Below are 22,030 nucleotides of genomic sequence, written 5' to 3'. Positions count from 1 at the left end.
TCTGATTTCTTTTTTATACATTCGTTATATAGAAAATAACACTATGATTGTTGCTAAAAATATCCATAAACATTACGGAGATGTTGAAATCTTAAAAGGCGTTAACTTACATATAAAAAAAGGTGAAATAGCAGCTATTGTTGGGCCTTCAGGTGCAGGAAAAACAACCTTGTTACAAATTTTAGGTACTTTAGACGAACCCAAAAAAGATCAAAACTACGAACTTTATGTAGATGGTATTTCAATCAAAAACTTAAACGATAAAGAAGTCTCTTCTTTTAGAAATAAACATATCGGATTTATCTTTCAATTTCACCAACTTTTACCTGAATTTACAGCTTTAGAAAACGTATGTATTCCTGCTTTTATAGGTGGTAAAGCCAAACTTGAAACTGAAAAAAGAGCCAAAGAGCTTCTAACTTTCTTAGGTTTATCGCATAGGGAAAATCACAAACCTAATGAACTTTCTGGCGGTGAACAACAAAGAGTTGCTGTTGCCAGAGCGTTGATAAATGAACCTTCTGTTATTTTTGCTGACGAACCTTCAGGAAATCTCGATTCTACTTCTGCTAAAAACTTACATGAGTTGTTTTTTAAGCTTCGAGATGAATTCGGTCAAACCTTTGTATTAGTTACACATAACAAGGAATTAGCACAAATGGCGGATAGAACATTGACCATGAAGGACGGAGTTATAGTTGAATAGTGTAACTATGTAAAGTTTCAGACTACTAATGAATAAATCAATGATACATGAAAGAAACTTTTCAGGAGCTTATTAACTATTTACAAAATCCTGTTTTAGAAAAAGATCTAAATCAAAATACTACTTACCGTTTTAAAAAATTTTCACATCTTCTAGTTATAAGTCTACTAACTGCAATGGTCAGTTTAGCTTTAATAGGAGTTGTTGATAAACTTGGTTTAGTAAACCTTGCTGAAGATCACAAAACTGAAGAATTATTTAAATCAATACCTAAAATCATAGTATTCTTTTTGGTTGTAATTTTAGCTCCCTTATTAGAAGAATCTATTTTTAGAGCACCTTTAACAGCTTTTAATAAAGAAAAGCAATTTAGAATCGCTTTTTACGTATTTGCCATTTTGTTTGGGTTTGTACATATTAGCAATTATGAAATTTCTATCAATGTTTTACTTTTATCTCCTATTTTAGTCTTACCGCAAACACTATTAGGTTTCTATTTAGGTTTTATTCGTGTTCGTTTTAGTTTATTATGGTCTATAGCATTGCATGCTGTTTATAACGGAATTTTTATTGGAGCAAGTTTTATTGGAGATTTAGTGTAAAATGAACAAAAAAGAACTCAAAATTTTTTTAGACGAAAAAGTAATACAATACAATAACCCTAATTTTATTGATAGTGACCCAATTCAAATTCCGCATCAGTTTTCAGTAAAAGAAGATATTGAAATTGCTGGTTTTTTGGCCGCTACTATTGCTTGGGGAAATCGTAAAATGATTATTAATAATTCTCATAAAATGATGGAGTTAATGGGAAATTCACCTTACGATTTTGTACTTAATCATACTCAAGAAGATTTAGCTAATTTTGACGGGTTTGTACACCGAACGTTTAATGCTGAAGATTTTAAATTTTTTGTTCAATCATTAAAAAACATCTACCAAAACCATGGCGGATTAGAAGCTGTTTTACAACCAAAAAACAATGCTGATAATTACCAACATACTATTCATGTTTTCAAACAAATATTTTTTGAAATACTACACCTACCAAGAACATTAAAACATATTTCTGATCCATTAAAAGGTTCGGCATCGAAACGAATTAACATGTTTTTACGTTGGATGGTACGTGATAATACAACTGGGGTCGATTTAGGCATATGGAAAACACATTCTTCCGCACATTTACACTGTCCTTTAGATGTTCACACAGGAAATGTTGCTCGAAAACTTGGAATACTTACTCGTAAGCAAAACGACTGGAAAGCAATTCAAGAGCTAGATCTAATTCTAAGAGAATTTGACAATGACGATCCTGTTAAATATGATTTTGCCCTGTTTGGTTTAGGTGTTTTTGAAAAGTTTTGATACTTTTAGCTTTCTAAGTAACCAACTATTATGAAAAAAATTATACTCCTAGTAGCTTTTTTATATTCAATAAATATTATTTCTCAAGATAAAAGAGTTCCGTTAGATACTATTGTTACCACTTCTAACTCTGTAACTATAAAAGGTAAAAAAGTACAATACAAAGCACAAACAGGAATGCAACCTGTATTTGATGCTAATGGAGTAACTAAAGCTACTCTTTTTTATACCTATTATTATAGAACAGATATTACTAACAGAGAAAAAAGGCCTTTAATCATGTCTTTTAATGGTGGCCCTGGTTCAGCTTCTGTTTGGATGCATATTGCTTATACAGGTCCAAAAACACTAAAGATTGATGAAGAGGGGAATCCTATTCAACCTTATGGAATTAAAGATAACCCTCACTCTATTTTAGATGTGGCTGATATCGTTTTTATTAATCCGGTTAATACAGCTTATTCAAGACCAATAGTAGCCCCTGAAAAAAAAGTAGATACGAAATATTTTTTTGGTATTAATGCTGATGCTAAATATTTAGCTGACTGGTTAAACGTATTTGTTACTCGTAATAATAGATGGAGCTCTCCAAAATATATTATTGGTGAGAGCTATGGTGGTACTCGTGTTATGCAACTTGCACATGAACTACAAAATAACCAATGGATGTATTTAAACGGAGTAATTATGGTTTCTCCTGCCGATTATCAGCTACTGAGAACTAAAAGCTCAGAAGATTATGCTATCAACTTCCCTTATTTTACTGCTGCAGCTTGGTATCATAAAATGCTTCCTCAAAAACTACAACAAAAAGATTTGTTAGATATTTTACCAGAAACCGAGCAATTTGCAATTAACAGCTTACTACCCGCATTGGCTAAAGGAGGATATATTAGTGAAACTGAAAGAAATAATGTTGCTGAAAAAATGACTTATTATTCAGGAATTAAAAAAGACGTGTTTTTAAAACATAATTTAGAAGTTCCTAATAGTTATTTCTGGAAAGAATTATTAAGAGATACCTCAGGAAAAACTATTGGCCGTTTAGATAGTAGATATCTTGGGATTGATAGAAGAGAAACAGGTACTAAACCAGATTATAGCCCTGAACTAGTTTCTTGGCTGCACTCGTTTACACCTGCAATTAATTATTACGTGCAAAATGTTTTAAAATTTAAAACTGATGTAAAATACAATATGTTTGGTGCTGTACGTCCTTGGGATTTTAGTAACAATAATGCTCGTGAAAATTTACGTAAAGCCATGTCTCAAAACCCCTATTTAAAAATTTTAGTACAATCCGGTTATTATGATGGTGCTACTACCTATGCTGCTGCAAAGTACACGATGGGAAAAATAGACCCTAGTGGTAAATTTAAAGATAGACTTTTTTTTAAGGGCTATAGAAGCGGACACATGATGTATCTTAGAAAAGAAGACTTAGAAAAGTCTAATGAAGATTTACGTATATTTATAAAAAATAGTTCTGAAAATGTAGGAGCTGCGAAGTATTAAAATTCTAATGCAATCCTTTATTCATTACTTTTTACATTTTGGTTTTCCCATAATCTTAGCCTATCTATTTTTTAGAGAAAATTGGAAAAGAGTTGCTTTGATATTGCTTACTACTATGTTAGTAGATATAGACCATTTATTTGCTAACCCTATATTTGATTCTAACCGATGTAGTTTTGGTTTTCACATATTTCACACTTACTACGCAACAGGGGTGTATATTCTTTTACTTTTTTTGAAAAGACCATATAACATTATCGGTTTAGGCTTATTACTACATATGGTAACCGATTTTATCGATTGCTTATTTATGTACAATGCTTGTAGTTCTTGCTTAGAAAGTGCTCCTGCAAAAGGATTGTTAAAATCAATAAGTAATTTACTTTTTTAACTGTAAATCACAATACCAAAAGCTTCTATCATAATTTTTAGAAGCTTTTTCTTCAGATTTCTTTGTTTTTTTTGAACCCTGATAACAGTCATCATCATCACTTTTATGTAAGGTATACGATTTTAGCACCTTATCTCCTATTTCAAATTCTACAGGGTTCTTAAAAATTGGTCCATCATAGCAAAATGTATGAAACTCTCCATTTTCACCACAAACATCTATTCCCTCAGGAAGCTCATTGATAAAGTCTTCATCAATAACTCTACCTACAAACTCTTCTCCTAACATGTTTGCGTTGACACAAACTGTAATTGTTTTAAAACCTAGAGCCAGAAACTCACGCAATAATTCCTTAGTATCATGCTTCCATAATGGATACACTCCTGTAATTCCTACTTCTTGTAGTTTTGAATCACGATACGCTCTTAAATCTTCCAAGAAAATATCCCCAAAAACACCATTTACAAGCCCAGCTTCTTTTAACTCAGCAGTTTTCTCTTTCATTTTTTGATTGTACAAATCCATGGTAACTTCAGCAGGAAAATAGATTTTTTCTAAAGGAATTCCAATACTTTTAGCCTGTGCATCTAACAATTCTTCATGTAAACCATGCATTGAAACACGTTGATAATCCTGATTTACATTGGTAATTAACTTTTGTACATCAAATTCTTTTTGCTGTAATACTTTATAGAGTGCTAACGATGAGTCTTTTCCTGAACTCCAGTTAAAATAGGCTTTTTTCATGACTGTAAAGATGTATAAAAATCTTTTTTTAAACAATTTTTAAAGCTTCTTATTACTTATCATTTTATTAAAAGGTAAATTCCATTTCATAGCCATAAAAGAATAACGAGTTTCTTGTAAATAAGCATCCATTATTCTAGGTTTACGATTCAAAATATATTGAATCGTATCTGTTTTAGGTTCAGGATTCTTTACAGCTAAAACATCTATCTCAACAATGTGTCGTGCCAACCAAAGAGGTAATTTTGCTTGCTTTGTTAGTTTTCTCATAAACTCTTCCCTAGTTATATTTTCGTATACAATTTTTCGGTTCGTTACATGTGAAATTCTCTTGGCCATACTTTCATGTGATATTGCTTCTGGACCTGAAATAACTACGGATTCTCCTTTCAAATCTTTTTCAAGTAATAAGTATTTAACTGCCACCTCTGCAACATCTCTAGAGTCAACATAATTTCTTTCTGCATTTTCCATAACTCCATATATTTTACCAAAATACTTAATGGTAAATGTGTTTCTCTCCCAATTTTGCATAAACGAATGTGGCTGTAAAAAACAATGGTCAATTCCACTTAAAGCTAACTTTTTTTCAATTTGTCTATGCCAATCACTTACTTCAACATAGATATCATTAGGAACAACTGGAGCGGACAGCTTTACTATTCTTTTTATATCTAATTCTTGTGCAACTTCAATTATGTTTGTTTCAAAAATTGTTTGTACAGGTGATGTTCCTGTCAACATAAAAATAAAGTCTGCTTTAATACAAACTCTTTTAATTTGTTTTTTTGATTTTAAATCTACAGAAACATATGTAACATTATTATTTCCATTTAATTTTATTGGTACTTCTCTCTCTGGGGTTCTTATTACCCCTCTAACTAAACAATTTCTTTCACTTAATAATCTTAACACTTCTGTTCCAACAGTTCCTGTTGAGCCAAAAACAACAATGGTCGGTTTTTTAATATTCATATTTTTCAATTTGTTTTAATGTAAGCCTCCATGTTGTAATTGTTGTACCCAAAATAGTTGAGAAAAGAATATTGAACATGAATTTTTGCCAATTGAAAATAAATATGATTGCCAATGCCAAACCAAATGTTACCCCCAACATCATACATACTTTTACTAATTTATTTTTTACTTTTTTTTGCTGAGTTTCCATTCGCCATAATAACATATAGGTAATTATAGTTGCAATTAATGATGGCAACGCAATACTTATAAAACTTGATTGTTTTAATACTTCATTTTTCATCAACCACCCCGATCCCCATGACATTATTGCTGGAAAAACATATGAGGGTATGGTTGCTTGCAAAAACGTTTTAATGGTAAAACTACTGCTCTCTATATATTGACTTTTCATAGCCTTAATTATCTAAACGGGTTAATTTTTACTCCTACTGATAAATATAATTTCGATGGAACATCAAAACCAAATAAATATTCATCTTCTGAGTCCTGAAACTCATACTTTTCAAAGACTGAGCGCGTACCTCTTACCATAACCCCAATAGTCTTGGTTAACCAGTAATTATATTCTATGCCTACAGAAGCAGTTGTAAAAACTGACCTTTTTACATTGGTTCCTTCTGGTATGGAGGGTAAAATAGGTTTGTCCATTCTTACCGTAAAGTCATTTAAATCGCCTACTAATTTCACCGAATGTTTATTATTAAAGTCATATTTCACATAAGTACTAGGCAATCCAACCGCAAATGACACCTTATTGTTAATATTTCCCATAATATTAACAACTGGATTTATCGTCGTTTCTCCTGATAGTGTTAAATACCCTACCCCAAAACTCAAAATATAATAGGTATTTCTATTCTTGGTATTAAATCGTTTTTCAGCAAATAAAATTCCGTTTATTTTAAAGTCATTACTTTTTATGTCATCATTAAAACTTCCAATAAGGTGAGGCATTATCAATGCATTTACAGACCAATTTCTGGTAATTCTATATTTAGCCAACAAACTATAGTTTACATTATAATAATCTTCATTTTTTCTTAAGAATAATGGTTTATTCTCACCATGTTTAATTGAATGATAATCCATTCCAATAGTATTGTAAAAAGCTAATTTGTTAAAGAATATAGGTGTAAAACCAAGTTTACCACTCAATCTTTGATAGTCAAATGAAGAATTGTCACTTATATCTGGCGTATAGTGAGCATAAAAAAGGTCTCTATCTCTGTTTAAAACAAATACATCTCCGGTTACTTGCCCGTAAGTTTTACCAAGAAGAAATACTGCTATGATTACTATTTTTTTTCTAAACATAATTTGTATTGATTAAATTCAATACAAATATTGCTAGATTTAGGTCTCATGAAATTACCAAATGTTAATTAACACCTACCCTATCTATAATTATTCTTTTGCTATGCTTATTTCTTTTCTTATTCTACTAAGCGATTGCGGGGTTACCCCTAAAAACAAAGAAAGGTCTTTTAATGGAACTCTAAATATTAAATCTGAACGCTTTAATAGATCTAAATAGCGCTCTTTTGCTGTTAAAGATTGAAAATTGTGAATTCCATATAATACACTTGCAAAAGAATCTTCCCATATGAGTCTTCCAAACTTCTGCCAAAGAGGGAAACGATCGTACAAGGTTTCCATGTCTTTATAGGAAATACTATACAATTCAGTATCTTCAATAGCCTTAATATAAGAATCTGAGCGTCCTCTATTTCTAATTTTTGATATATCTCCGATAAATTCATTTTCAAAAGCAAAATACCTTGTAAACTGGATTTCATCTTTTATATCGTAAATGATAAGTCCGCCTGAAGCTATAAAATAATAATCAGTTACTACTTGTTCTTTTTTTATTATAAATTTATCTTTTAACAATATATTTCTCTTAAAAAAAGGCAAAATAACATCCAAATTTTCTTTTTCAAGGGTTACATATCTATTAATAAATTTAATTAATTTTTCCATTTTAATTATTTCTTAAATACGTTCAAAGGTGCATAAAAAAACCTGCTTAAAAGCAGGTTCTAATTAAAATTTATTTCCTCTTTTGATTTAAAGGAACTGGTCTTTCTTGTTTTACTACAGGCTTTCCATGTAAGTCAAAATCACCTGCTTCAAAAATTTCAATATCAATAAACTCTCCTAGTTTAATATAATGTTGACGTGCATCAACAATTACATCATTATCCACATCTGGTGAATCAAACTCGGTACGTCCGTAGTAATACTCTCCGTCTTTTCTATCAAATAAACATTTGAAAGTCTTTCCTATTTTTTCTTGATTCAACTCCCAAGAAATTTGCGATTGTACTTCCATGATTTCGTTTACACGTCTAAACTTAACATCAGCAGACACATCGTCTTCTAAAACATAAGCTCCAGTATTCTCTTCGTGCGAATATTCAAAAGCTCCTAAACGTTCAAAACGCATTTCTTCTACCCAATCTTTTAACTCTTGAAATTGCTCTTCGGTTTCTCCAGGATACCCAACAATTAATGTTGTACGAATTGCCATATTTGGCACTGCTTCACGGAATTTGTGAATTAACGCAGTGGTTTTTTCATGCGTAGTACCACGTTTCATCGATTTTAAAATCTCAGTGTTGATATGCTGTAACGGAATATCTAAATAATTACAAACCTTTGGCTCGTTTTTCATTACTTCTAATACATCCATTGGAAAACCTGTTGGGAATGCATAATGCAAACGAATCCACTCTATACCATCAACTTTTACCAATTCTTGCAGTAAATCTGCCAACGCACGTTTTTTATAAATATCTAATCCGTAATAGGTTAAATCTTGTGCTATTAACATGATTTCTTTAATCCCTTTTTCAGCTAACTTGGTCGCTTCAGTAATCAAATTTTCAATTGGGGTAGAAACATGTTTACCACGCATTAGTGGAATAGCACAAAACGAACACGGACGATCACAACCTTCGGCTATTTTTAAATAAGCATAATGTTGCGGAGTGGTTGTTAAACGTTCACCGATTAACTCATGCTTATAATCTGCTTCTAAAACTTTTAATAAGTTTGGCAAATCGTGTGTGCCAAAGTACTGATCTACATTCGTAATTTCAGCTTCTAAATCTGGCTTGTAGCGCTCACTTAAACAACCTGTAACATAAACCTTATCAACTTCACCCGCTTCTTTACGTTGCGCATAATGTAAAATAGTGTCTACACTTTCTTCTTTGGCTTTACCTATAAAACCACACGTATTAATCACTACAATATTACCATCATCATTTTCATCTTCATGGACCACGTCTTTACCATTGGCTTTTAACTGCCCCATTAACACTTCACTATCGTAAACGTTTTTTGAGCAACCTAAAGTAACTACATTAATTTTGTTTTGTTTTGTTGTTTTGGTACGCATATCAAAATTTTGGGGTACAAAGATACGTTTTAATTGATCTTTTTTTGCTTTAAACCCTTAAAAATTAGTTTGATTCTTAGGCTTGTTTTAGATAACTTCGCTATTAGTAAATTTATGAGTTTAAAGAACTAAACTAATCCTTACCTAAACAATGACTGAACTTAAAAAATTGCTACAGGATTTAATCGGACTCACAGAAGATGAGTTTCAAACATTTTACAATCAGTTAGAAAGAAAAGAATACAAAGCAAAAACATTAGTAATCGAAGAAGGAAAGACCACTAAGGATTTATACTTTATAGCATCTGGTTTTTTTAGAACATTTAAAAATATAGAAGATAAAGAGTTTACTACCTACTTTGCTTGTGACAAACAGTTTATAACAGTTTTTGATAGTTTTATATACCAAACCCCTTCTCACGAATTTTTAGAAACCATTGAAGATAGTATTGTATATAAAATATCTTTTAAAAGTTTAACCCAATTGTATAAAGAATCTCCCAATTTTGAGAAGTTTGGAAGAATCTTAGCAGAGAGAAATCATCTTTGTGCACAACAAAGAGCTTTAACTATGCAAACAAAATCCGCTAAGAAAAAGTATTTAGATTTTATAAAGAACTACGATAAAAAAATTGTTTTAAGAGCTCCTCAATACCAAATCGCTAGCTTTCTTGGTATAGCTGCTGAATCACTCAGTAGAATTCGAAAAGAAGTTGTCATTTCCTAACATTTGTCAAGATAAAAATAGTTTCCTCTCATTTTCTTTGTCCTTATAAATTATAAAATAAATACAATGAAAATCGTATCGATAGCAAAATATGCTATTCTCTTATGCTTGGCTATTTTTATAGCTAGTGTTACATTTAAATCTTGTTCAATTAGCCCTGAAGCTTGGTCTCCAGCAGCTCCTCCAAAATTAGAAGGTGTGCTCCTTGAAAATGAACTACTAAGTTCCACCAAACACATCAATTTAGACGGTTGGTATGGTCCTGAGGACATTGCAGTAGATAATGAGGGAAATATATATTGTGGAGTTCATATTTCTGAAACAGACTTTTCTGATGGTCGAATTTTAAAGATTGATTCATCAGGAAAAGTTTCTGTCTTTTGTAATACGGAATCATGGGTTGCTGGTCTACATTTTGATAGTAATCAAAACCTTATTGCTTGCGATTTAGAAAGAGGTTTAATTAGTGTAAATAAAAAAGGAAAAATAACAACCTTAGCTAGTGAAGATGAAAAAGGAAATAAGTTTTTAATCCCAAATGATGTAGACATTGCTTCTGATGGAGTTATTTATTTCACCAATACTTCTTCTAAAATACCTTTTAGTAGAACACATGTTTGGAAACTTTTAATGGAAGCGAAACCCGATGGAGGTCTTTATAGTTACAATCCTAAGAACAAGCAAATTAAAACACTTATAGATGGTACTTATTTTGGAAACGGTGTTGCGGTTTCTCAAAATGATGATTTTGTTTTAATGGTAGATCTAGCGAAATACAGAATCCTTAGATACTGGTTAAAAGGGTGTAATAAAGGGACAACAGATATTTTTCTAGACAATCTACCTGGTTTTCCTAATGGAGTTTCTAGAAGGTCTGATGGTAGCTTTTGGCTTGGTTTCTCAACTAAAAGAGATCCTTCTTTAGATGAAATACATTCTAAACCACTTGTAAAAAAGTTAGTTTATGGTCTCCCACTATTTTTACAACCTAAAGTAGCTCCTTATGGAATGATAATGCATTTGAGTAGTAATGGGGAGATCTTAAAAACTTATTATGACACCACGGGTAAAGTTGTATCTGAAGCTAGTTCTGTTGAAGAACATCATGGATATCTTTATCTTGGTGGAGATGTATCTGGTTATATTGGAAAATATAAATTAGAGAATTAAAATTAAACAATAACACAAAAACTCCCAAAATGGGAGTTTTTGTGTTATTGTTTATACTAGGTAATCTATTTTCACTACAGGTAATAAGCAGGTAACTTTCTTGCTTTCGTTAATAGCTCAAATACATACCCTAATTGTAATAACTCTTTTTCAGTAAAAGGTTTCCCTATAAAAGTTAAACTAATAGGTTCTCCTGATTCTTTATATCCCATAGGAACTGTTAAGGTTGGGTATTTTGCTACAGCAGCAATTCCTGAATGATAATTGTTTATTGATACAATAGCATCTAAATTTTGTTCTATTAAATCTTTTAAAAACTTTTTTCCATTAAAACTTAAGCTGTCTTTTACTACCTCTAATTGAGTCAAACTGGTAGTATCTTTTAATATCCCTTCAAATAATTGTTGTCCATAAGGTGCTCTTTTAATAGAATCTTTTTTATTAAACTCAACCACGTCTTCTATATCTTTTACTGTTAGTTTTTTGTTTCCATAGGTAGATAGATACTTCGGTAAATCGTGTTTCATATCTATATTTAAGAGTGTTAAAAAACCATCAAACGATATTTCTGGTGGTGTTATCTCGATAATTTCTGCACCAGCTTCTTGTAACTTTTCTACACTTGCTTTATAAATAGAATCTGTTAATATAGGTTTTAGTACCCCTATTCTTTTTCCTTGAACTGAATAGTTGTTATTAAGTAATTCGTTAGGGTTAAAATCTTCATTTTCTAAAGAAGCAGTATCTTCATTATCTTTCCCTAGCATTGCTTCAAATAAAATAGCATTATCTACAATGCTTTTAGTCATCGGTCCTGGTGTATCTAATGTACTTGAAATCGGAACAATTCCTGATCGACTTAAAACACCAATCGTTGGTTTTAATCCAACCACCGAGTTTTGGCTAGAAGGTGATGTTATAGAACCTGCTGTTTCTGTACCCACAGCAGCCACTGCATAATTTGCAGCAACTGACACTCCACTACCTGAGCTAGAACCTCCAGTTTCAAAAACCTTTCTTCCGTAAGGATTTAAGGTTTGCCCCCCAGTTGCACTATACCCTAACGGACAATCTTCACAAAAGAAGTACGCCCACTCACTCAAGTTTACTTTTCCTAAAATTAACGCTCCTGCTTCTCTTAATTTTTTGACAATAAAAGCATCCTTGTCAATTGAGTTTTCTTTCAAAGCTACGGCTCCTGCTGTAGTTATCATTCTAGCTACATCAATATTATCCTTTATCAAAATTGGAATTCCATTCAAGGAGAATTCATTTACTTCTTTTGATTCTTTATCTTTCGCTCTTGCTTCTTCTAACACCTTTGGGTTTAAAGATATAATTGCATTCAAATACTTTGTGCTATCACTTTCAAACTTTCGTATTCTATACAAGTAAAACAAAGTTAATTTTTCGTAGCTAAGTTTCTTTTCTGCAATGCTCTTTTGAATAGACGGAATATTTTTTTCTAACACCAATGGTTTTAACTCATTATATTGCTCTTCAGAAAAATTTGATAATTCCTTTTCAAAAGGTGCAAACTCTTTATTTAAATCTAAATATTTAGATTGAAGTAGTTTAAACTGCATTCTCTTTTTCTCGTGATCTTGCTGTTTTTGTATTTCTGATGATTCATCATAGGTTTTAAAATATACCTTTACAGCTTTTTGCTTACATGCACTTATAAATAGAACAGTTAATAATAAAAATATTGCTTTTCTCATTGGTCAAATATTTGATACTCAAATGTAATTATAAAAATTGAAAAGCTTCTTTTAGCATAACAAAACTACCCTGCTGTCTAAACTCTAATAGCTAATCACGCGCAGGCACTATTATTTGGAATGATTTTTTACAGCAAAATCTCCCCAGTCTGCGATAGACTGAATTATAGGAATTAAACTTTGTCCTAAATCAGTTAAAGAATATGCTACTTTTAAAGGTGGTTTTGATGTATACACCTTTCTTTTAATGACTCCGTCTTCTTCCAAGGCTTTCAATTGTAAACTTAAAGTTCGTTCTGTAACCATTGGAATTTCTTTTCTTAACTCACTGTAGCGAAGCGTTCCTTTTATTAAATGAAAAAGAATTACTGTTTTCCATTTTCCTCCAATGACTCCCATAGTAAGACTTGTACAGCAAGGAAACTCTCTTCCTTTAAATTTTAATGTTTTGGATGTTTGTGTTTCCATAATTTATACTATCCTTTTTGACCGTTATTGCAAAGATAAAACACTATACTTACTTTTGCTACTATAATTTTTATAGTTTAATTTAAAAAACACAATATGAGCTTTATAAGATTAATGCAGCAACGTTATACAACTAAAAATTACGATGCTTCGAAAAAAATTGAATCTGAAAAATTGAAAGAGTTACAACAGATTTTACAGTTAAGTCCATCGTCAATAAATAGTCAACCATGGAAATTTATTTTTGTTTCTGACTCAGATACTAAAAAACAACTTTCAGAAGTATCTTGGTTAAATACTAATAAGGTTCTTGAGAGTGATACTATTGTAGTTTTCAACCGTATTAATAACATAACTTTATTTGAAAAACAAATTGAAGAAGAATTACCAGAAGGGGCTGTAGGATATTATAAGGAGTTTATAAAACCAAAACCTGAAGAAGAAATTAAGGCATGGTTTAACAAACAAGTATATTTAGCATTAGGAATATTTTTAAGTGCCTGTGCAGAAATGGGAATTGATGCTACTCCAATGGAGGGAATTGAACCTGCGAATTACGATAAAATTTTAAATAACAAAGAATATGCTACCCTCGTTGCTGTGGCTATTGGTTATAGAGACAACGAAGATTTTAATCAACCAGACAGAAAACCTAAATCGAGATTAGCTTTTGATAAGGTTATTGAAACAGTTTAAAAATAAAAACTCCCAAATTGGGAGTTTTTTTATTTTTTTATCTATGTTTTTTACTCATCCTTTAAGACTAGTTTGGCTTTTAGTCTTGTTTTCAATAACTTGCTCACAAAACAATTATTTAAATAAAAGATTTAAAACTTTTGTTACTTGTATTAACTTAGACTAAAACCTAAAATGAATATTTTATTAAAAATTGCTCTATCCTTTTTCTTTCTTTTTTATAGTAGTACTGCTATGTATGCCCAAGCTAAACTTGAAAAAAGCTTAATTACTGGAAAAGAAATCAATAAAACTATTTCGCCTTCAGAAAAACATACTTATACTTTCAAGTTAGAAAATGGTATGGCCATTATTGGGGAGTTAATTCAAAAAGAGATAGATCTTGTTATCGATATTTACAATCCAGACGACGTATTTTTAAAACAGATTGATAGTCCAAATGGAAAAAATGGCATAGAACCCATCGATTTAACAGCAAACAAATTTGGGGTGTACAAACTAGTTGTTCATTCGCTAGATAAAAATTCTACCAAGGGAAGCTATACTTTACAAATTCAGCAAATATTGAGCTTAAAGGACAATATGAAACGAATAGCTAAAAAAGAGCTTCCAACTAAGACCTTGTACAACTTATGGGAATCTTCATTAACCAATGATAATGCTATTGATGATTTTATCTCAAATCATAAAGAAAAACATATTATTGAACCTATTGTAGGGAATAACAAAGAAATGTTAGTCACTTATTTTTGCGTTCCTCATAAAAATACGGAATATGTAATGTTAAGTGGCGGACCTGATTTTTTAGGTTTACGTTTTCAAAAATTAACCAATACTAAATTATTTTTTGTTACTCAACGAGTTCCTAAAGACGCTCGTTTTAATTATGGGTTCAATTATTTTAACTTAGATAAAGCAGGCCCTTATAATGAAATTGAATCAAGAAGTGTTGAACATGCTTATGACGGGACTGTAGAAATGCCCAAAGCTCCAAGACAAATTTATATTTCTGAAAAAGAAGGTGTAGCCAAAGGTAAACTTTTTCCTACTTCACTATTCAGTGATATTTTAAAAGAAGAGCGAAAAATTTCTGTTCATACTCCTGCTAATTACAACTCCAATACACCTCATAATTTACTCATTGTTTTTGATGGAGAGGCTTATGGAGGAAGACCTAACAGAAGGTTTAGAATACCAACTCCAACAATAATAGACAACTTAATGGCAGATAATAAAATTACTCCAACTGTTACCGTTTTAGTATGGTCAATGGGGAAAAGAGGCAAAGATTTAATAAATGAAAAGTTTGGTGATTTTATAGCAAAAGAACTTATTCCTTGGGCTCGCTCTAAGTATAATATATATCCTCAAGCAAGCAAAGTTGTTTTAGCAGGTTCAAGTAGAGGAGGTTTTGCTGCTAGCTATATAGCATTAAAACATTCCAATGCTATAGGAAATGTACTTTCACAATCTGGTTCTTATTGGATCAAAGGAACAAAGAATGAGAATCACTGGATATACCCTAAAGAAAATGGGAAACTTATAGATGCTTATAAAAAAAGTAAATTATTACCTGTAAATTTTTATATGGATGTTGGACTTTATGACGCAGGTGCATCCATGCTTGGAATGAACAGACAATTCAGAGATATATTGGAGTTAAAAGGTTATAAAGTAGATTATCGTGAGTTTAAAGGTGGACATAGTTATGTAAATTGGAGAGGAACACTTTCTGACGGAATTATATCATTAATAGGTACTCATAACTAATTTTTACTTTTCTTTTATAGAACCTATAAATTATAAACATAAAAAAACTCCCTAAATGAGAGTTTTTTATTTATACTGAGATTCCTACCTATGCAGGAATAGTATTTACTATTTAAAAAACGAATCTACAAATTCGTGTTTGTTGAACACTTGTAAATCATCAATACCTTCTCCTACTCCAATATATTTTACAGGAATTTGAAATTGATCAGAAATACCAATAACCACTCCTCCTTTGGCTGTGCCATCTAATTTAGTTACTGCTAATGAAGTTACCTCGGTTGCTTTTGTAAATTGCTTTGCTTGTTCAAAAGCATTTTGACCAGTAGAACCATCTAACACTAATAATACGTCGTGTGGTGCATCTGGAATTATTTTTTGCATTACTCGCTTAATCTTTGTCAACTCATTCATTAAGTTAACCTTATTGTGTAAACGTCCTGCTGTATCAATAATAATTACATCAGCATTTTGGTTAACCCCTGATTCTACAGTATCAAAGGCTACGGAAGCAGGATCAGACCCCATTTCTTGACGTACAATTGGCACATCAGTTCTATCTGCCCAAACTTGCAACTGATCTATCGCTGCTGCTCTAAATGTGTCAGCTGCTCCTAACACTACCTTTAAACCTTTCTTTTTAAACTGTGAAGCTAACTTACCAATCGTAGTTGTTTTTCCTACTCCATTCACTCCTACTACCATTAACACATATGGTTTTTTATTAGCAGGAATCGTAAAGTCGGTTTCATCTCCTGTATTTGTTTCTGACAGTAAACCTGCTATTTCTTCACGCAAAATTTGGTTTAACTCATCAGTCCCCAAATATTTATCGCGTGAAACTCGTTCTTCGATTCTATCAATAATTTTAAGGGTCGTTTCTACTCCTACATCAGACGACACTAATACTTCTTCTAAATTATCCAACACATCATCATCAACTTTTGCTTTTCCAGCAACTACTTTTGATAATTTAGAGAAAAAACTTGATTTGGTTTTTTCTAACCCTTTATCTAAGGTTTCTTTTTTCTCTTTTGAGAAGATGTTTTTAAAAAAACTCATGGTTAAATTTTATAATCGCTTATATAGGTTAAAAACTATACCGTTTTATTGATACGGTCAAATTGTCATTATACATCTACTTTTGCGTTAGGAATTGAGGCACTCATTGAAGCTCTACTGATACTTCAGAAAGTTACACTGCCAAAAGCCCAACCTGATAGAGTTGTGCCTAACTTATATTAATGCCAATCTGTAAATATAAAAAAAGCTACTCTCTAATGAAAGTAGCTTTTCTTTAAACTGTATACAAGAATTACTTTTTTGCTAAAAAGTCGTTTACTTGTGCTGGATCCATAATAGCTTCAACAAAAGTGTAAGCTCCAGACTTAGGAGATTTTACCATTTTGATAGCTTTGGTTAATCTTTTAGAACCTGTTTGTAACGATGCTACTGATTTCTTTGCCATTTTATATTAAAGTTTACGCCGTAGCTTATTATTTAATTTCTTTATGAACTGTCATCTTCTTTAAGATTGGATTAAATTTCTTTAATTCCATTCTATCAGGAGTATTCTTTTTGTTCTTTGTTGTAATATAACGAGAAGTTCCTGGTTGACCAGAAGCTTTGTGCTCAGTACACTCTAAAATTACTTGAACTCTATTTCCTTTTTTTGCCATCTCTCTAAAATTTTATCTAGTAAGGAATTACTTAGTTAAAAAACCGTTCTCTCTTGCTTCTTTTATAACAGCAGAGATTCCTTTTTTATTAATATTTTTTAATGCAGAAGCAGATACTTTTAAAGTAATCCATTTATCTTCTTCTGGAATATAGAAACGCTTATTCATTAAATTAGCGTTAAATCTTCTTTTAGTTCTATTTAAAGCGTGAGATACGTTGTTCCCTACCATCGCTTTTTTTCCTGTTAATTCACAAACTCTAGACATCTTCTTGACAGTTTTTAGTGTTATTTCTAAACGAGGTGCAAATTTATGCAATTTAATTTATAGCACAAAAATATTCTCGATTAAATTTCTAATTATTTTAATCTTTTCAAAACTAGGTTCAGCATCTAACCTACTTGGAAGCGTAACGGGTGCAAAATTACTAATTATTTTAATATAATTCTTTGTAAAAGTTCTAAAGATTTAGTTACTGTTCTATTAATAACTTTTTCTCTTGGCTGCCCAAAATTAAACTCATGTACAACTATACCTTCTTTACTAGCTATTGCAATATATACTAAACCTACACTTTTATCATTGTGATCAGTCGTTGGTCCTGCGTTTCCTGTAACTGCAATGGCATAATCTGTTTGTATTTTTTCAAGGCATCCTTTTGCCATTTCCATTGCAACTTCTTTACTTACTACGGTAAACTCATTTATTGTTTCTTTAGAAACCCCCAATAATTGCTGTTTTAAAGCTGCTGTATACGTTATAAATCCACCCATAAAATATGAAGATGCACCTGGAACAGAAACGATGGTTGATGCTATTTTTCCTCCTGTTAAACTTTCAGCAGTAGCAACAGTTTTCTTATATTTTTTTAACAGCTTACCTACTTCTTTCTCTAATGAAGTCTCATTGTCATCTCCAACAATAATCTCAGAAATTAGGTTGTATAATGCTGCAACTTGCTTATCCATCTCTTTTGCCAAGACCTCTTCATCATTTCCTTTTGCTGACAAACGCAAACGGACACTTCCGTAAGATGGTAAATATGCTAGTTTTATAAAATCTGGTAAATTATCTTCCCATTCTGAAATTCTTTCAGCAATAATTGTTTCACCTGTACCGACAGTCATAATGGTTCTATGCAAAATGAATGGTAATTTAAAAGTAGATTGAAGTTTTGGCAACACCTCTCCTTTCATCAAACCTTTCATTTCATAAGGTACTCCTGGTAGCGACACAAAAACTGTATCATTTTCATAAAACCACATTCCGGGTGCAGTTCCTAAACGATTCATTAATAAATTCGCCTTTGAAGGAAGCTGTGCTTGATATTTCTGAACTTCGTTAAACGGGTGATTTACTTTTTTGAATAAAAATTTAATATTATCAATCACTTCTGGGTATTCAACAACCTTTTCATCTTGAAAATATTCAGCAATCGTTTTTTTAGTAATATCGTCTTTGGTAGGCCCTAACCCTCCTGTAATAATGACAATATCCGCTCTACTTTCGGCTTCTTTTAAAGCTTTTAAAATGTGCTGTTCTTCATCTTGTATTGATGATATTTGGTAGACTGAAACTCCTATTTTATTTAATTCTTGACCAATCCATTGAGAATTGGTATCTACGATTTGTCCGATAAGAATTTCATCTCCTATTGTTATAATTTCTGCGTTCATTTACATATCTAAAAAAGATTCCCGCCGAAGCGGGATGAATTTTATTTTACTTTAATTTGAAAGGCTTGCTTTCCTTCAATAGTTCCTGTTAAAATGTCATTTTCTACTACGCTTCCTACTCCTGCAGGAGTTCCTGTAAAAATGATATCTCCTTTTTTTAAGGTAAAATATTGTGACACATAACTAATCAATTCATCAATTTTCCACAACATATTAGATGTATTTCCATCTTGTACGACTTCATCGTTCTTCTGTAATTGAAATGATAAGTTTTCTAAGTCAAACTCTTCTTTTGAAAAAAACTCTCCTATAATAGCGCTTCCATCAAAGGCTTTTGCTTTTTCCCAAGGTAATCCTTTTTCTTTACACTGCGCTTGTATATCACGTGCTGTAAAATCAATTCCTAACCCTACAGTATCGTAATATTTATGGGCAAATTTTGGAGAAATATGTTTTCCTACTTTATTTATTTTTACCAATACCTCTACCTCATAATGAATATCATTAGAGAAAGGTGGTATAAAAAAAGGCATTTTTTTGGGAAGAATAGCTGAATCTGGCTTTAAAAAAACCACTGGATTTTTAGGTCTCTCATTGGCTAATTCTTCTATATGCTTTGCGTAGTTACGCCCTATACAAATTATTTTCAATGTTGATTTGTTTTACGTTTGACATGGAGATTTCTCGTTTTTGTTCTAAACTCTCAGCTGATAACTGATTAAGGTATCCAAGTTTTTGGAAAGTTCGGCTTACGTTTTTCTAGAAACGCATCACGTCCTTCTTTAGCTTCATCAGTCATATATGCTAAACGAGTTACTTCTCCTGCAAATACTTGTTGCCCTACCATTCCATCATCTGTTAAGTTCATTGCAAACTTTAACATTTTTATAGAGGTTGGTGATTTTTCTAAAATTTCTTGCGCCCATTCAAAAGCTGTTTGCTCTAACTCGTCATGAGGTATCACTGCATTTACCATTCCCATTTCATAAGCTTCTTGTGCTGAATAATTTCTTCCTAAGAAAAAGATTTCTCTTGCTTTCTTTTGCCCAACCATTTTTGCTAAATATGCTGAACCATACCCTGCATCAAACGATGTTACATCAGCATCTGTTTGCTTAAAAATAGCATTTTCTTTACTTGCTAAAGTTAAATCGCAAGTTACATGTAAACTATGTCCGCCACCTACTGCCCAACCTGGAACTACACAAATTACTGCTTTAGGCATAAAACGGATTAAACGTTGAACTTCTAAAATATTCAGTCTATGGTAACCATCATCTCCTACATACCCTTGATGACCTCTTGCATTTTGATCTCCTCCTGAACAAAAACTCCAAATTCCATCTTTTGTTGACGGCCCTTCAGCAGATAATAATACAACACCTATGTTAGTGTCTTCATGCGCATCTTGAAAAGCATCTAATAACTCAGAAGTAGTTTTTGGACGAAATGCATTGCGTACATTTGGTCTATTAAATGCTATTCTCGCTACATTATGCGATTTCTTATACGTAATGTCTTCATACTCTTTAGCAACTTTCCAATCTGGTTGTATCATAATTTTTATATATTGTCGTTATTTAGTTATACAAAAATAATATAATAACTTTATTTTTCTTTTCTATATTTGAACGATATAAATTACCCTAATATGAAACAAGTATATTTATTCTTAATTTTACTAATTAGCACTAGTCTTTTTTCTCAAAAAGTCGTTACTCAAAAAATCAATTCAAAAGAATTGGGAAAGGATAGAAATGTTAAGATATACCTTCCTAAAGGTTACGATATAGATGAAACTACTAATTACCCTTTAGCTATTGTTTTAGGTGATGAATATTTATTTGATTTATATGTAGGAAACGCTAAACTTTATGCTAATGTTGACAAAGCTCCGAGACAAATTGTTGTAGGGATTGACATGAAAAATACTTATGGAAAAGATGTTTCAATAATACCTGCAAATAATGCGCTTACAAGTTCAGGTGTACATTTTTTTAACTTTATTAAACATGAATTAATTCCTTTTATGGAAGGGAACTTTAAAACTTCTCCTTTTATGACTATTGTTGGTGAAGGAAAAGGAGCTAACTTTATTACTCATTATTTAAAAGATGAGCAACCTATTTTTAACTCATATATTTGTATTACTCCCGATTTTCCTCAGTTTGCTCCAGCAATTATAGAGTCGTATTCCTTAAATAGATTAGGGTCAATTGATAACACTTATTTTTTATACACTAGTAACAACAAAAAATATATAAATCATAAACAATATGATTATTTTAGTGAAATAAGAACTTTATTAACTTCATTTGATGCTAAAAATCTAAACATTACTTTTGATGAGTTTGAAAATTCTCCTAGCTATTTAGCTATGATAGGAGAAACTATTCCTCGAGCATTTACGAAAATGTTTAGTTTATACTCTAAAATTACCAAAGAAGAATATGAAACTAACGTTAAAGATTTAGCTCCTTTAGATGCTATAAAATATGTTGAGAAAAAATATTTAGATATTCAGTACTTATATGGCTCTAACTTAAATGTTCGTTTAGACGACATTTTTGTTATTGAAGATATCGTAATTGACAGACAAGATGGTGATTACCTTAGAGTTTTAGGTGATTTTGTAATGATTAAATACCCTGATTCTCATATGGGTGATTTTTATATTGGCAAGTATTATGAGTTAGGGAAAGATTACGAGAAAGCTGATTTTTACTACAAAGCAGCTTATGGAAAAATGGATCCTTCCAACCCTAATGCTGATGCTTTTTATGAAAATATTAAGCGTGTAAACGATTTAATGGGAAGTAAAAAGGAAGAAAATAATAACGAGGAGGAAATAATTGAAGAGGAAGACAAGTAATTTAAAAAATAACTGAGTCGTCCTAAAATAGGTTGACAGTTATTTAAAAAATTATATTGAACCAGAGAAGTTAACTTCTCTGGTTTTTTTGTTATGTACAAAGTTAGGTGTTTTCATGTTAAGACTTAAATGTGGTCTTT

General features: G+C 31.4%; 25 protein-coding genes. 10 read left to right on the top strand and 15 right to left on the bottom strand.

Annotation, left to right across the window (positions count from 1 at the left end; all coding sequences use genetic code 11):
- Nucleotides 1-43 precede the first annotated feature (43 nt).
- From ACKTSW_RS06805 to ACKTSW_RS06785, 5 genes are read left to right on the top strand one after another with little or no spacing between them, the layout of a single operon-like run.
- Nucleotides 44-706 (top strand): ABC transporter ATP-binding protein, encoded by a 663-nt coding sequence (locus tag ACKTSW_RS06805; RefSeq protein WP_408024525.1) that lies wholly within the window; start codon nt 44-46, stop codon nt 704-706.
- Between the two features lie 47 nt (nt 707-753).
- Complete coding sequence (locus ACKTSW_RS06800; RefSeq protein WP_408024524.1) at nt 754-1,308, top strand: CPBP family intramembrane glutamic endopeptidase; 555 nt, start codon at nt 754-756, stop codon at nt 1,306-1,308.
- A gap of 1 nt (nt 1,309) precedes the next feature.
- On the top strand, nt 1,310-2,074 hold the full coding sequence (locus ACKTSW_RS06795; RefSeq protein ID WP_408024523.1) for a TIGR02757 family protein: 765 nt from the start codon (nt 1,310-1,312) through the stop codon (nt 2,072-2,074).
- Between the two features lie 30 nt (nt 2,075-2,104).
- Complete coding sequence (locus ACKTSW_RS06790; RefSeq protein WP_408024522.1) at nt 2,105-3,589, top strand: S10 family peptidase; 1,485 nt, start codon at nt 2,105-2,107, stop codon at nt 3,587-3,589.
- 7 nt (nt 3,590-3,596) lie between these two features.
- A complete protein-coding gene (locus ACKTSW_RS06785) occupies nt 3,597-3,980 on the top strand; it encodes a DUF6122 family protein (protein WP_408024521.1) in 384 nt (127 codons plus the stop codon).
- Here ACKTSW_RS06785 and ACKTSW_RS06780 read toward each other — a convergent pair.
- The 6 genes from ACKTSW_RS06780 to rimO form a co-directional block, all read right to left on the bottom strand.
- Entirely contained in the window at nt 3,969-4,727 is a 759-nt protein-coding gene (locus tag ACKTSW_RS06780) for a Dph6-related ATP pyrophosphatase (RefSeq protein ID WP_408024520.1), read from the bottom strand. The genes ACKTSW_RS06785 and ACKTSW_RS06780 overlap by 12 nt on opposite strands.
- A 39-nt stretch (nt 4,728-4,766) precedes the next feature.
- Nucleotides 4,767-5,702: an NmrA family NAD(P)-binding protein gene (locus tag ACKTSW_RS06775; RefSeq protein WP_408024519.1), complete on the bottom strand. Its 936-nt coding sequence runs from the start codon at nt 5,700-5,702 to the stop codon at nt 4,767-4,769.
- Complete coding sequence (locus ACKTSW_RS06770) at nt 5,692-6,099, bottom strand: hypothetical protein (RefSeq protein WP_408024518.1); 408 nt, start codon at nt 6,097-6,099, stop codon at nt 5,692-5,694. Before ACKTSW_RS06770 ends, ACKTSW_RS06775 begins: the two co-directional genes overlap by 11 nt.
- 8 nt (nt 6,100-6,107) lie before the next feature.
- A complete protein-coding gene (locus tag ACKTSW_RS06765; RefSeq protein WP_408024517.1) occupies nt 6,108-7,022 on the bottom strand; it encodes a DUF6268 family outer membrane beta-barrel protein in 915 nt (304 codons plus the stop codon).
- A gap of 90 nt (nt 7,023-7,112) precedes the next feature.
- Nucleotides 7,113-7,688: a Crp/Fnr family transcriptional regulator gene (locus tag ACKTSW_RS06760; RefSeq protein WP_408024516.1), complete on the bottom strand. Its 576-nt coding sequence runs from the start codon at nt 7,686-7,688 to the stop codon at nt 7,113-7,115.
- A 70-nt stretch (nt 7,689-7,758) separates the two neighbouring features.
- Nucleotides 7,759-9,111 (bottom strand): 30S ribosomal protein S12 methylthiotransferase RimO, encoded by a 1,353-nt coding sequence (rimO, locus tag ACKTSW_RS06755; RefSeq protein WP_408024515.1) that lies wholly within the window; start codon nt 9,109-9,111, stop codon nt 7,759-7,761.
- A 151-nt stretch (nt 9,112-9,262) separates the two neighbouring features.
- On the opposite strand from rimO, the gene ACKTSW_RS06750 reads away from it, so the two are divergent.
- Entirely contained in the window at nt 9,263-9,838 is a 576-nt protein-coding gene (locus tag ACKTSW_RS06750) for a Crp/Fnr family transcriptional regulator (RefSeq protein ID WP_408024514.1), read from the top strand.
- A 66-nt stretch (nt 9,839-9,904) separates the two neighbouring features.
- On the top strand, nt 9,905-11,008 hold the full coding sequence (locus tag ACKTSW_RS06745; RefSeq protein ID WP_408024513.1) for an SMP-30/gluconolactonase/LRE family protein: 1,104 nt from the start codon (nt 9,905-9,907) through the stop codon (nt 11,006-11,008).
- Between the two features lie 74 nt (nt 11,009-11,082).
- Here the strand turns inward: ACKTSW_RS06745 and ACKTSW_RS06740 are convergent, their stop codons facing one another.
- Nucleotides 11,083-12,729 carry an amidase family protein gene (locus ACKTSW_RS06740; RefSeq protein ID WP_408024512.1) on the bottom strand — a complete coding sequence of 549 codons (1,647 nt, stop codon included), beginning with the start codon at nt 12,727-12,729 and terminating at the stop codon, nt 11,083-11,085.
- Nucleotides 12,730-12,840: 111 nt separating this feature from the next.
- A complete protein-coding gene (locus tag ACKTSW_RS06735; RefSeq protein WP_408024511.1) occupies nt 12,841-13,197 on the bottom strand; it encodes a winged helix-turn-helix transcriptional regulator in 357 nt (118 codons plus the stop codon).
- Between the two features lie 96 nt (nt 13,198-13,293).
- On the opposite strand from ACKTSW_RS06735, the gene ACKTSW_RS06730 reads away from it, so the two are divergent.
- Together ACKTSW_RS06730 and ACKTSW_RS06725 are read left to right on the top strand one after the other, a co-directional pair.
- A complete protein-coding gene (locus ACKTSW_RS06730; RefSeq protein ID WP_408024510.1) occupies nt 13,294-13,893 on the top strand; it encodes an NAD(P)H-dependent oxidoreductase in 600 nt (199 codons plus the stop codon).
- A 174-nt stretch (nt 13,894-14,067) separates the two neighbouring features.
- Nucleotides 14,068-15,663 carry an alpha/beta hydrolase gene (locus tag ACKTSW_RS06725; RefSeq protein WP_408024509.1) on the top strand — a complete coding sequence of 532 codons (1,596 nt, stop codon included), beginning with the start codon at nt 14,068-14,070 and terminating at the stop codon, nt 15,661-15,663.
- A 108-nt stretch (nt 15,664-15,771) separates the two neighbouring features.
- Here ACKTSW_RS06725 and ftsY read toward each other — a convergent pair whose 3' ends face one another.
- The 7 genes from ftsY to ACKTSW_RS06690 all read right to left on the bottom strand — a co-directional run bounded on the left by ftsY (nt 15,772) and on the right by ACKTSW_RS06690 (nt 20,576).
- Nucleotides 15,772-16,725 carry a signal recognition particle-docking protein FtsY gene (gene ftsY / locus ACKTSW_RS06720; RefSeq protein ID WP_408024508.1) on the bottom strand — a complete coding sequence of 318 codons (954 nt, stop codon included), beginning with the start codon at nt 16,723-16,725 and terminating at the stop codon, nt 15,772-15,774.
- Nucleotides 16,726-16,978: 253 nt separating this feature from the next.
- A complete protein-coding gene (locus ACKTSW_RS06715; protein WP_408024507.1) occupies nt 16,979-17,131 on the bottom strand; it encodes a DUF4295 domain-containing protein in 153 nt (50 codons plus the stop codon).
- A 28-nt stretch (nt 17,132-17,159) separates the two neighbouring features.
- Nucleotides 17,160-17,342: a 50S ribosomal protein L33 gene (gene rpmG / locus ACKTSW_RS06710; protein WP_013070733.1), complete on the bottom strand. Its 183-nt coding sequence runs from the start codon at nt 17,340-17,342 to the stop codon at nt 17,160-17,162.
- A gap of 27 nt (nt 17,343-17,369) precedes the next feature.
- Nucleotides 17,370-17,609, bottom strand: a complete 240-nt coding sequence (gene rpmB / locus ACKTSW_RS06705) for a 50S ribosomal protein L28 (RefSeq protein ID WP_408024506.1) — start codon at nt 17,607-17,609, stop codon at nt 17,370-17,372.
- Nucleotides 17,610-17,773: 164 nt separating this feature from the next.
- Entirely contained in the window at nt 17,774-19,018 is a 1,245-nt protein-coding gene (locus ACKTSW_RS06700; RefSeq protein ID WP_408024505.1) for a competence/damage-inducible protein A, read from the bottom strand.
- Between the two features lie 41 nt (nt 19,019-19,059).
- On the bottom strand, nt 19,060-19,668 hold the full coding sequence (locus tag ACKTSW_RS06695) for a fumarylacetoacetate hydrolase family protein (RefSeq protein ID WP_408024504.1): 609 nt from the start codon (nt 19,666-19,668) through the stop codon (nt 19,060-19,062).
- A 68-nt stretch (nt 19,669-19,736) separates the two neighbouring features.
- The gene (locus ACKTSW_RS06690; RefSeq protein ID WP_408024503.1) at nt 19,737-20,576 is read right to left on the bottom strand and encodes a 1,4-dihydroxy-2-naphthoyl-CoA synthase; all 840 of its coding nucleotides are present in this window, start codon (nt 20,574-20,576) and stop codon (nt 19,737-19,739) included.
- A gap of 93 nt (nt 20,577-20,669) precedes the next feature.
- Here ACKTSW_RS06690 and ACKTSW_RS06685 point away from each other — a divergent pair, with 93 nt between their 5' ends.
- Nucleotides 20,670-21,890, top strand: coding sequence for an alpha/beta hydrolase (locus tag ACKTSW_RS06685; RefSeq protein ID WP_408024502.1), 1,221 nt, complete (start codon nt 20,670-20,672; stop codon nt 21,888-21,890).
- The last annotated feature ends 140 nt before the right edge of the window (nt 21,891-22,030 follow it).

It is taken from the genome of Tenacibaculum sediminilitoris (assembly GCF_964513795.1).
GTDB lineage: Bacteria > Bacteroidota > Bacteroidia > Flavobacteriales > Flavobacteriaceae > Polaribacter > Polaribacter sediminilitoris.
This window is presented reverse-complemented; position numbering and strand designations above follow the sequence as displayed.

What these genes read in the sequence shown, in the direction of transcription:
- ACKTSW_RS06805 (WP_408024525.1), top strand. Translation starts at nt 44, where the DNA reads ATGATTGTTGCTAAAAATATCCATAAACATTACGGAGATGTTGAAATC.
- ACKTSW_RS06800 (WP_408024524.1), top strand. Translation starts at nt 754, where the DNA reads ATGAAAGAAACTTTTCAGGAGCTTATTAACTATTTACAAAATCCTGTT.
- ACKTSW_RS06795 (WP_408024523.1), top strand. Translation starts at nt 1,310, where the DNA reads ATGAACAAAAAAGAACTCAAAATTTTTTTAGACGAAAAAGTAATACAA.
- ACKTSW_RS06790 (WP_408024522.1), top strand. Translation starts at nt 2,105, where the DNA reads ATGAAAAAAATTATACTCCTAGTAGCTTTTTTATATTCAATAAATATT.
- ACKTSW_RS06785 (WP_408024521.1), top strand. Translation starts at nt 3,597, where the DNA reads ATGCAATCCTTTATTCATTACTTTTTACATTTTGGTTTTCCCATAATC.
- ACKTSW_RS06780 (WP_408024520.1), bottom strand. Translation starts at nt 4,727, where the DNA reads ATGAAAAAAGCCTATTTTAACTGGAGTTCAGGAAAAGACTCATCGTTA.
- ACKTSW_RS06775 (WP_408024519.1), bottom strand. Translation starts at nt 5,702, where the DNA reads ATGAATATTAAAAAACCGACCATTGTTGTTTTTGGCTCAACAGGAACT.
- ACKTSW_RS06770 (WP_408024518.1), bottom strand. Translation starts at nt 6,099, where the DNA reads ATGAAAAGTCAATATATAGAGAGCAGTAGTTTTACCATTAAAACGTTT.
- ACKTSW_RS06765 (WP_408024517.1), bottom strand. Translation starts at nt 7,022, where the DNA reads ATGTTTAGAAAAAAAATAGTAATCATAGCAGTATTTCTTCTTGGTAAA.
- ACKTSW_RS06760 (WP_408024516.1), bottom strand. Translation starts at nt 7,688, where the DNA reads ATGGAAAAATTAATTAAATTTATTAATAGATATGTAACCCTTGAAAAA.
- rimO (WP_408024515.1), bottom strand. Translation starts at nt 9,111, where the DNA reads ATGCGTACCAAAACAACAAAACAAAACAAAATTAATGTAGTTACTTTA.
- ACKTSW_RS06750 (WP_408024514.1), top strand. Translation starts at nt 9,263, where the DNA reads ATGACTGAACTTAAAAAATTGCTACAGGATTTAATCGGACTCACAGAA.
- ACKTSW_RS06745 (WP_408024513.1), top strand. Translation starts at nt 9,905, where the DNA reads ATGAAAATCGTATCGATAGCAAAATATGCTATTCTCTTATGCTTGGCT.
- ACKTSW_RS06740 (WP_408024512.1), bottom strand. Translation starts at nt 12,729, where the DNA reads ATGAGAAAAGCAATATTTTTATTATTAACTGTTCTATTTATAAGTGCA.
- ACKTSW_RS06735 (WP_408024511.1), bottom strand. Translation starts at nt 13,197, where the DNA reads ATGGAAACACAAACATCCAAAACATTAAAATTTAAAGGAAGAGAGTTT.
- ACKTSW_RS06730 (WP_408024510.1), top strand. Translation starts at nt 13,294, where the DNA reads ATGAGCTTTATAAGATTAATGCAGCAACGTTATACAACTAAAAATTAC.
- ACKTSW_RS06725 (WP_408024509.1), top strand. Translation starts at nt 14,068, where the DNA reads ATGAATATTTTATTAAAAATTGCTCTATCCTTTTTCTTTCTTTTTTAT.
- ftsY (WP_408024508.1), bottom strand. Translation starts at nt 16,725, where the DNA reads ATGAGTTTTTTTAAAAACATCTTCTCAAAAGAGAAAAAAGAAACCTTA.
- ACKTSW_RS06715 (WP_408024507.1), bottom strand. Translation starts at nt 17,131, where the DNA reads ATGGCAAAGAAATCAGTAGCATCGTTACAAACAGGTTCTAAAAGATTA.
- rpmG (WP_013070733.1), bottom strand. Translation starts at nt 17,342, where the DNA reads ATGGCAAAAAAAGGAAATAGAGTTCAAGTAATTTTAGAGTGTACTGAG.
- rpmB (WP_408024506.1), bottom strand. Translation starts at nt 17,609, where the DNA reads ATGTCTAGAGTTTGTGAATTAACAGGAAAAAAAGCGATGGTAGGGAAC.
- ACKTSW_RS06700 (WP_408024505.1), bottom strand. Translation starts at nt 19,018, where the DNA reads ATGAACGCAGAAATTATAACAATAGGAGATGAAATTCTTATCGGACAA.
- ACKTSW_RS06690 (WP_408024503.1), bottom strand. Translation starts at nt 20,576, where the DNA reads ATGATACAACCAGATTGGAAAGTTGCTAAAGAGTATGAAGACATTACG.
- ACKTSW_RS06685 (WP_408024502.1), top strand. Translation starts at nt 20,670, where the DNA reads ATGAAACAAGTATATTTATTCTTAATTTTACTAATTAGCACTAGTCTT.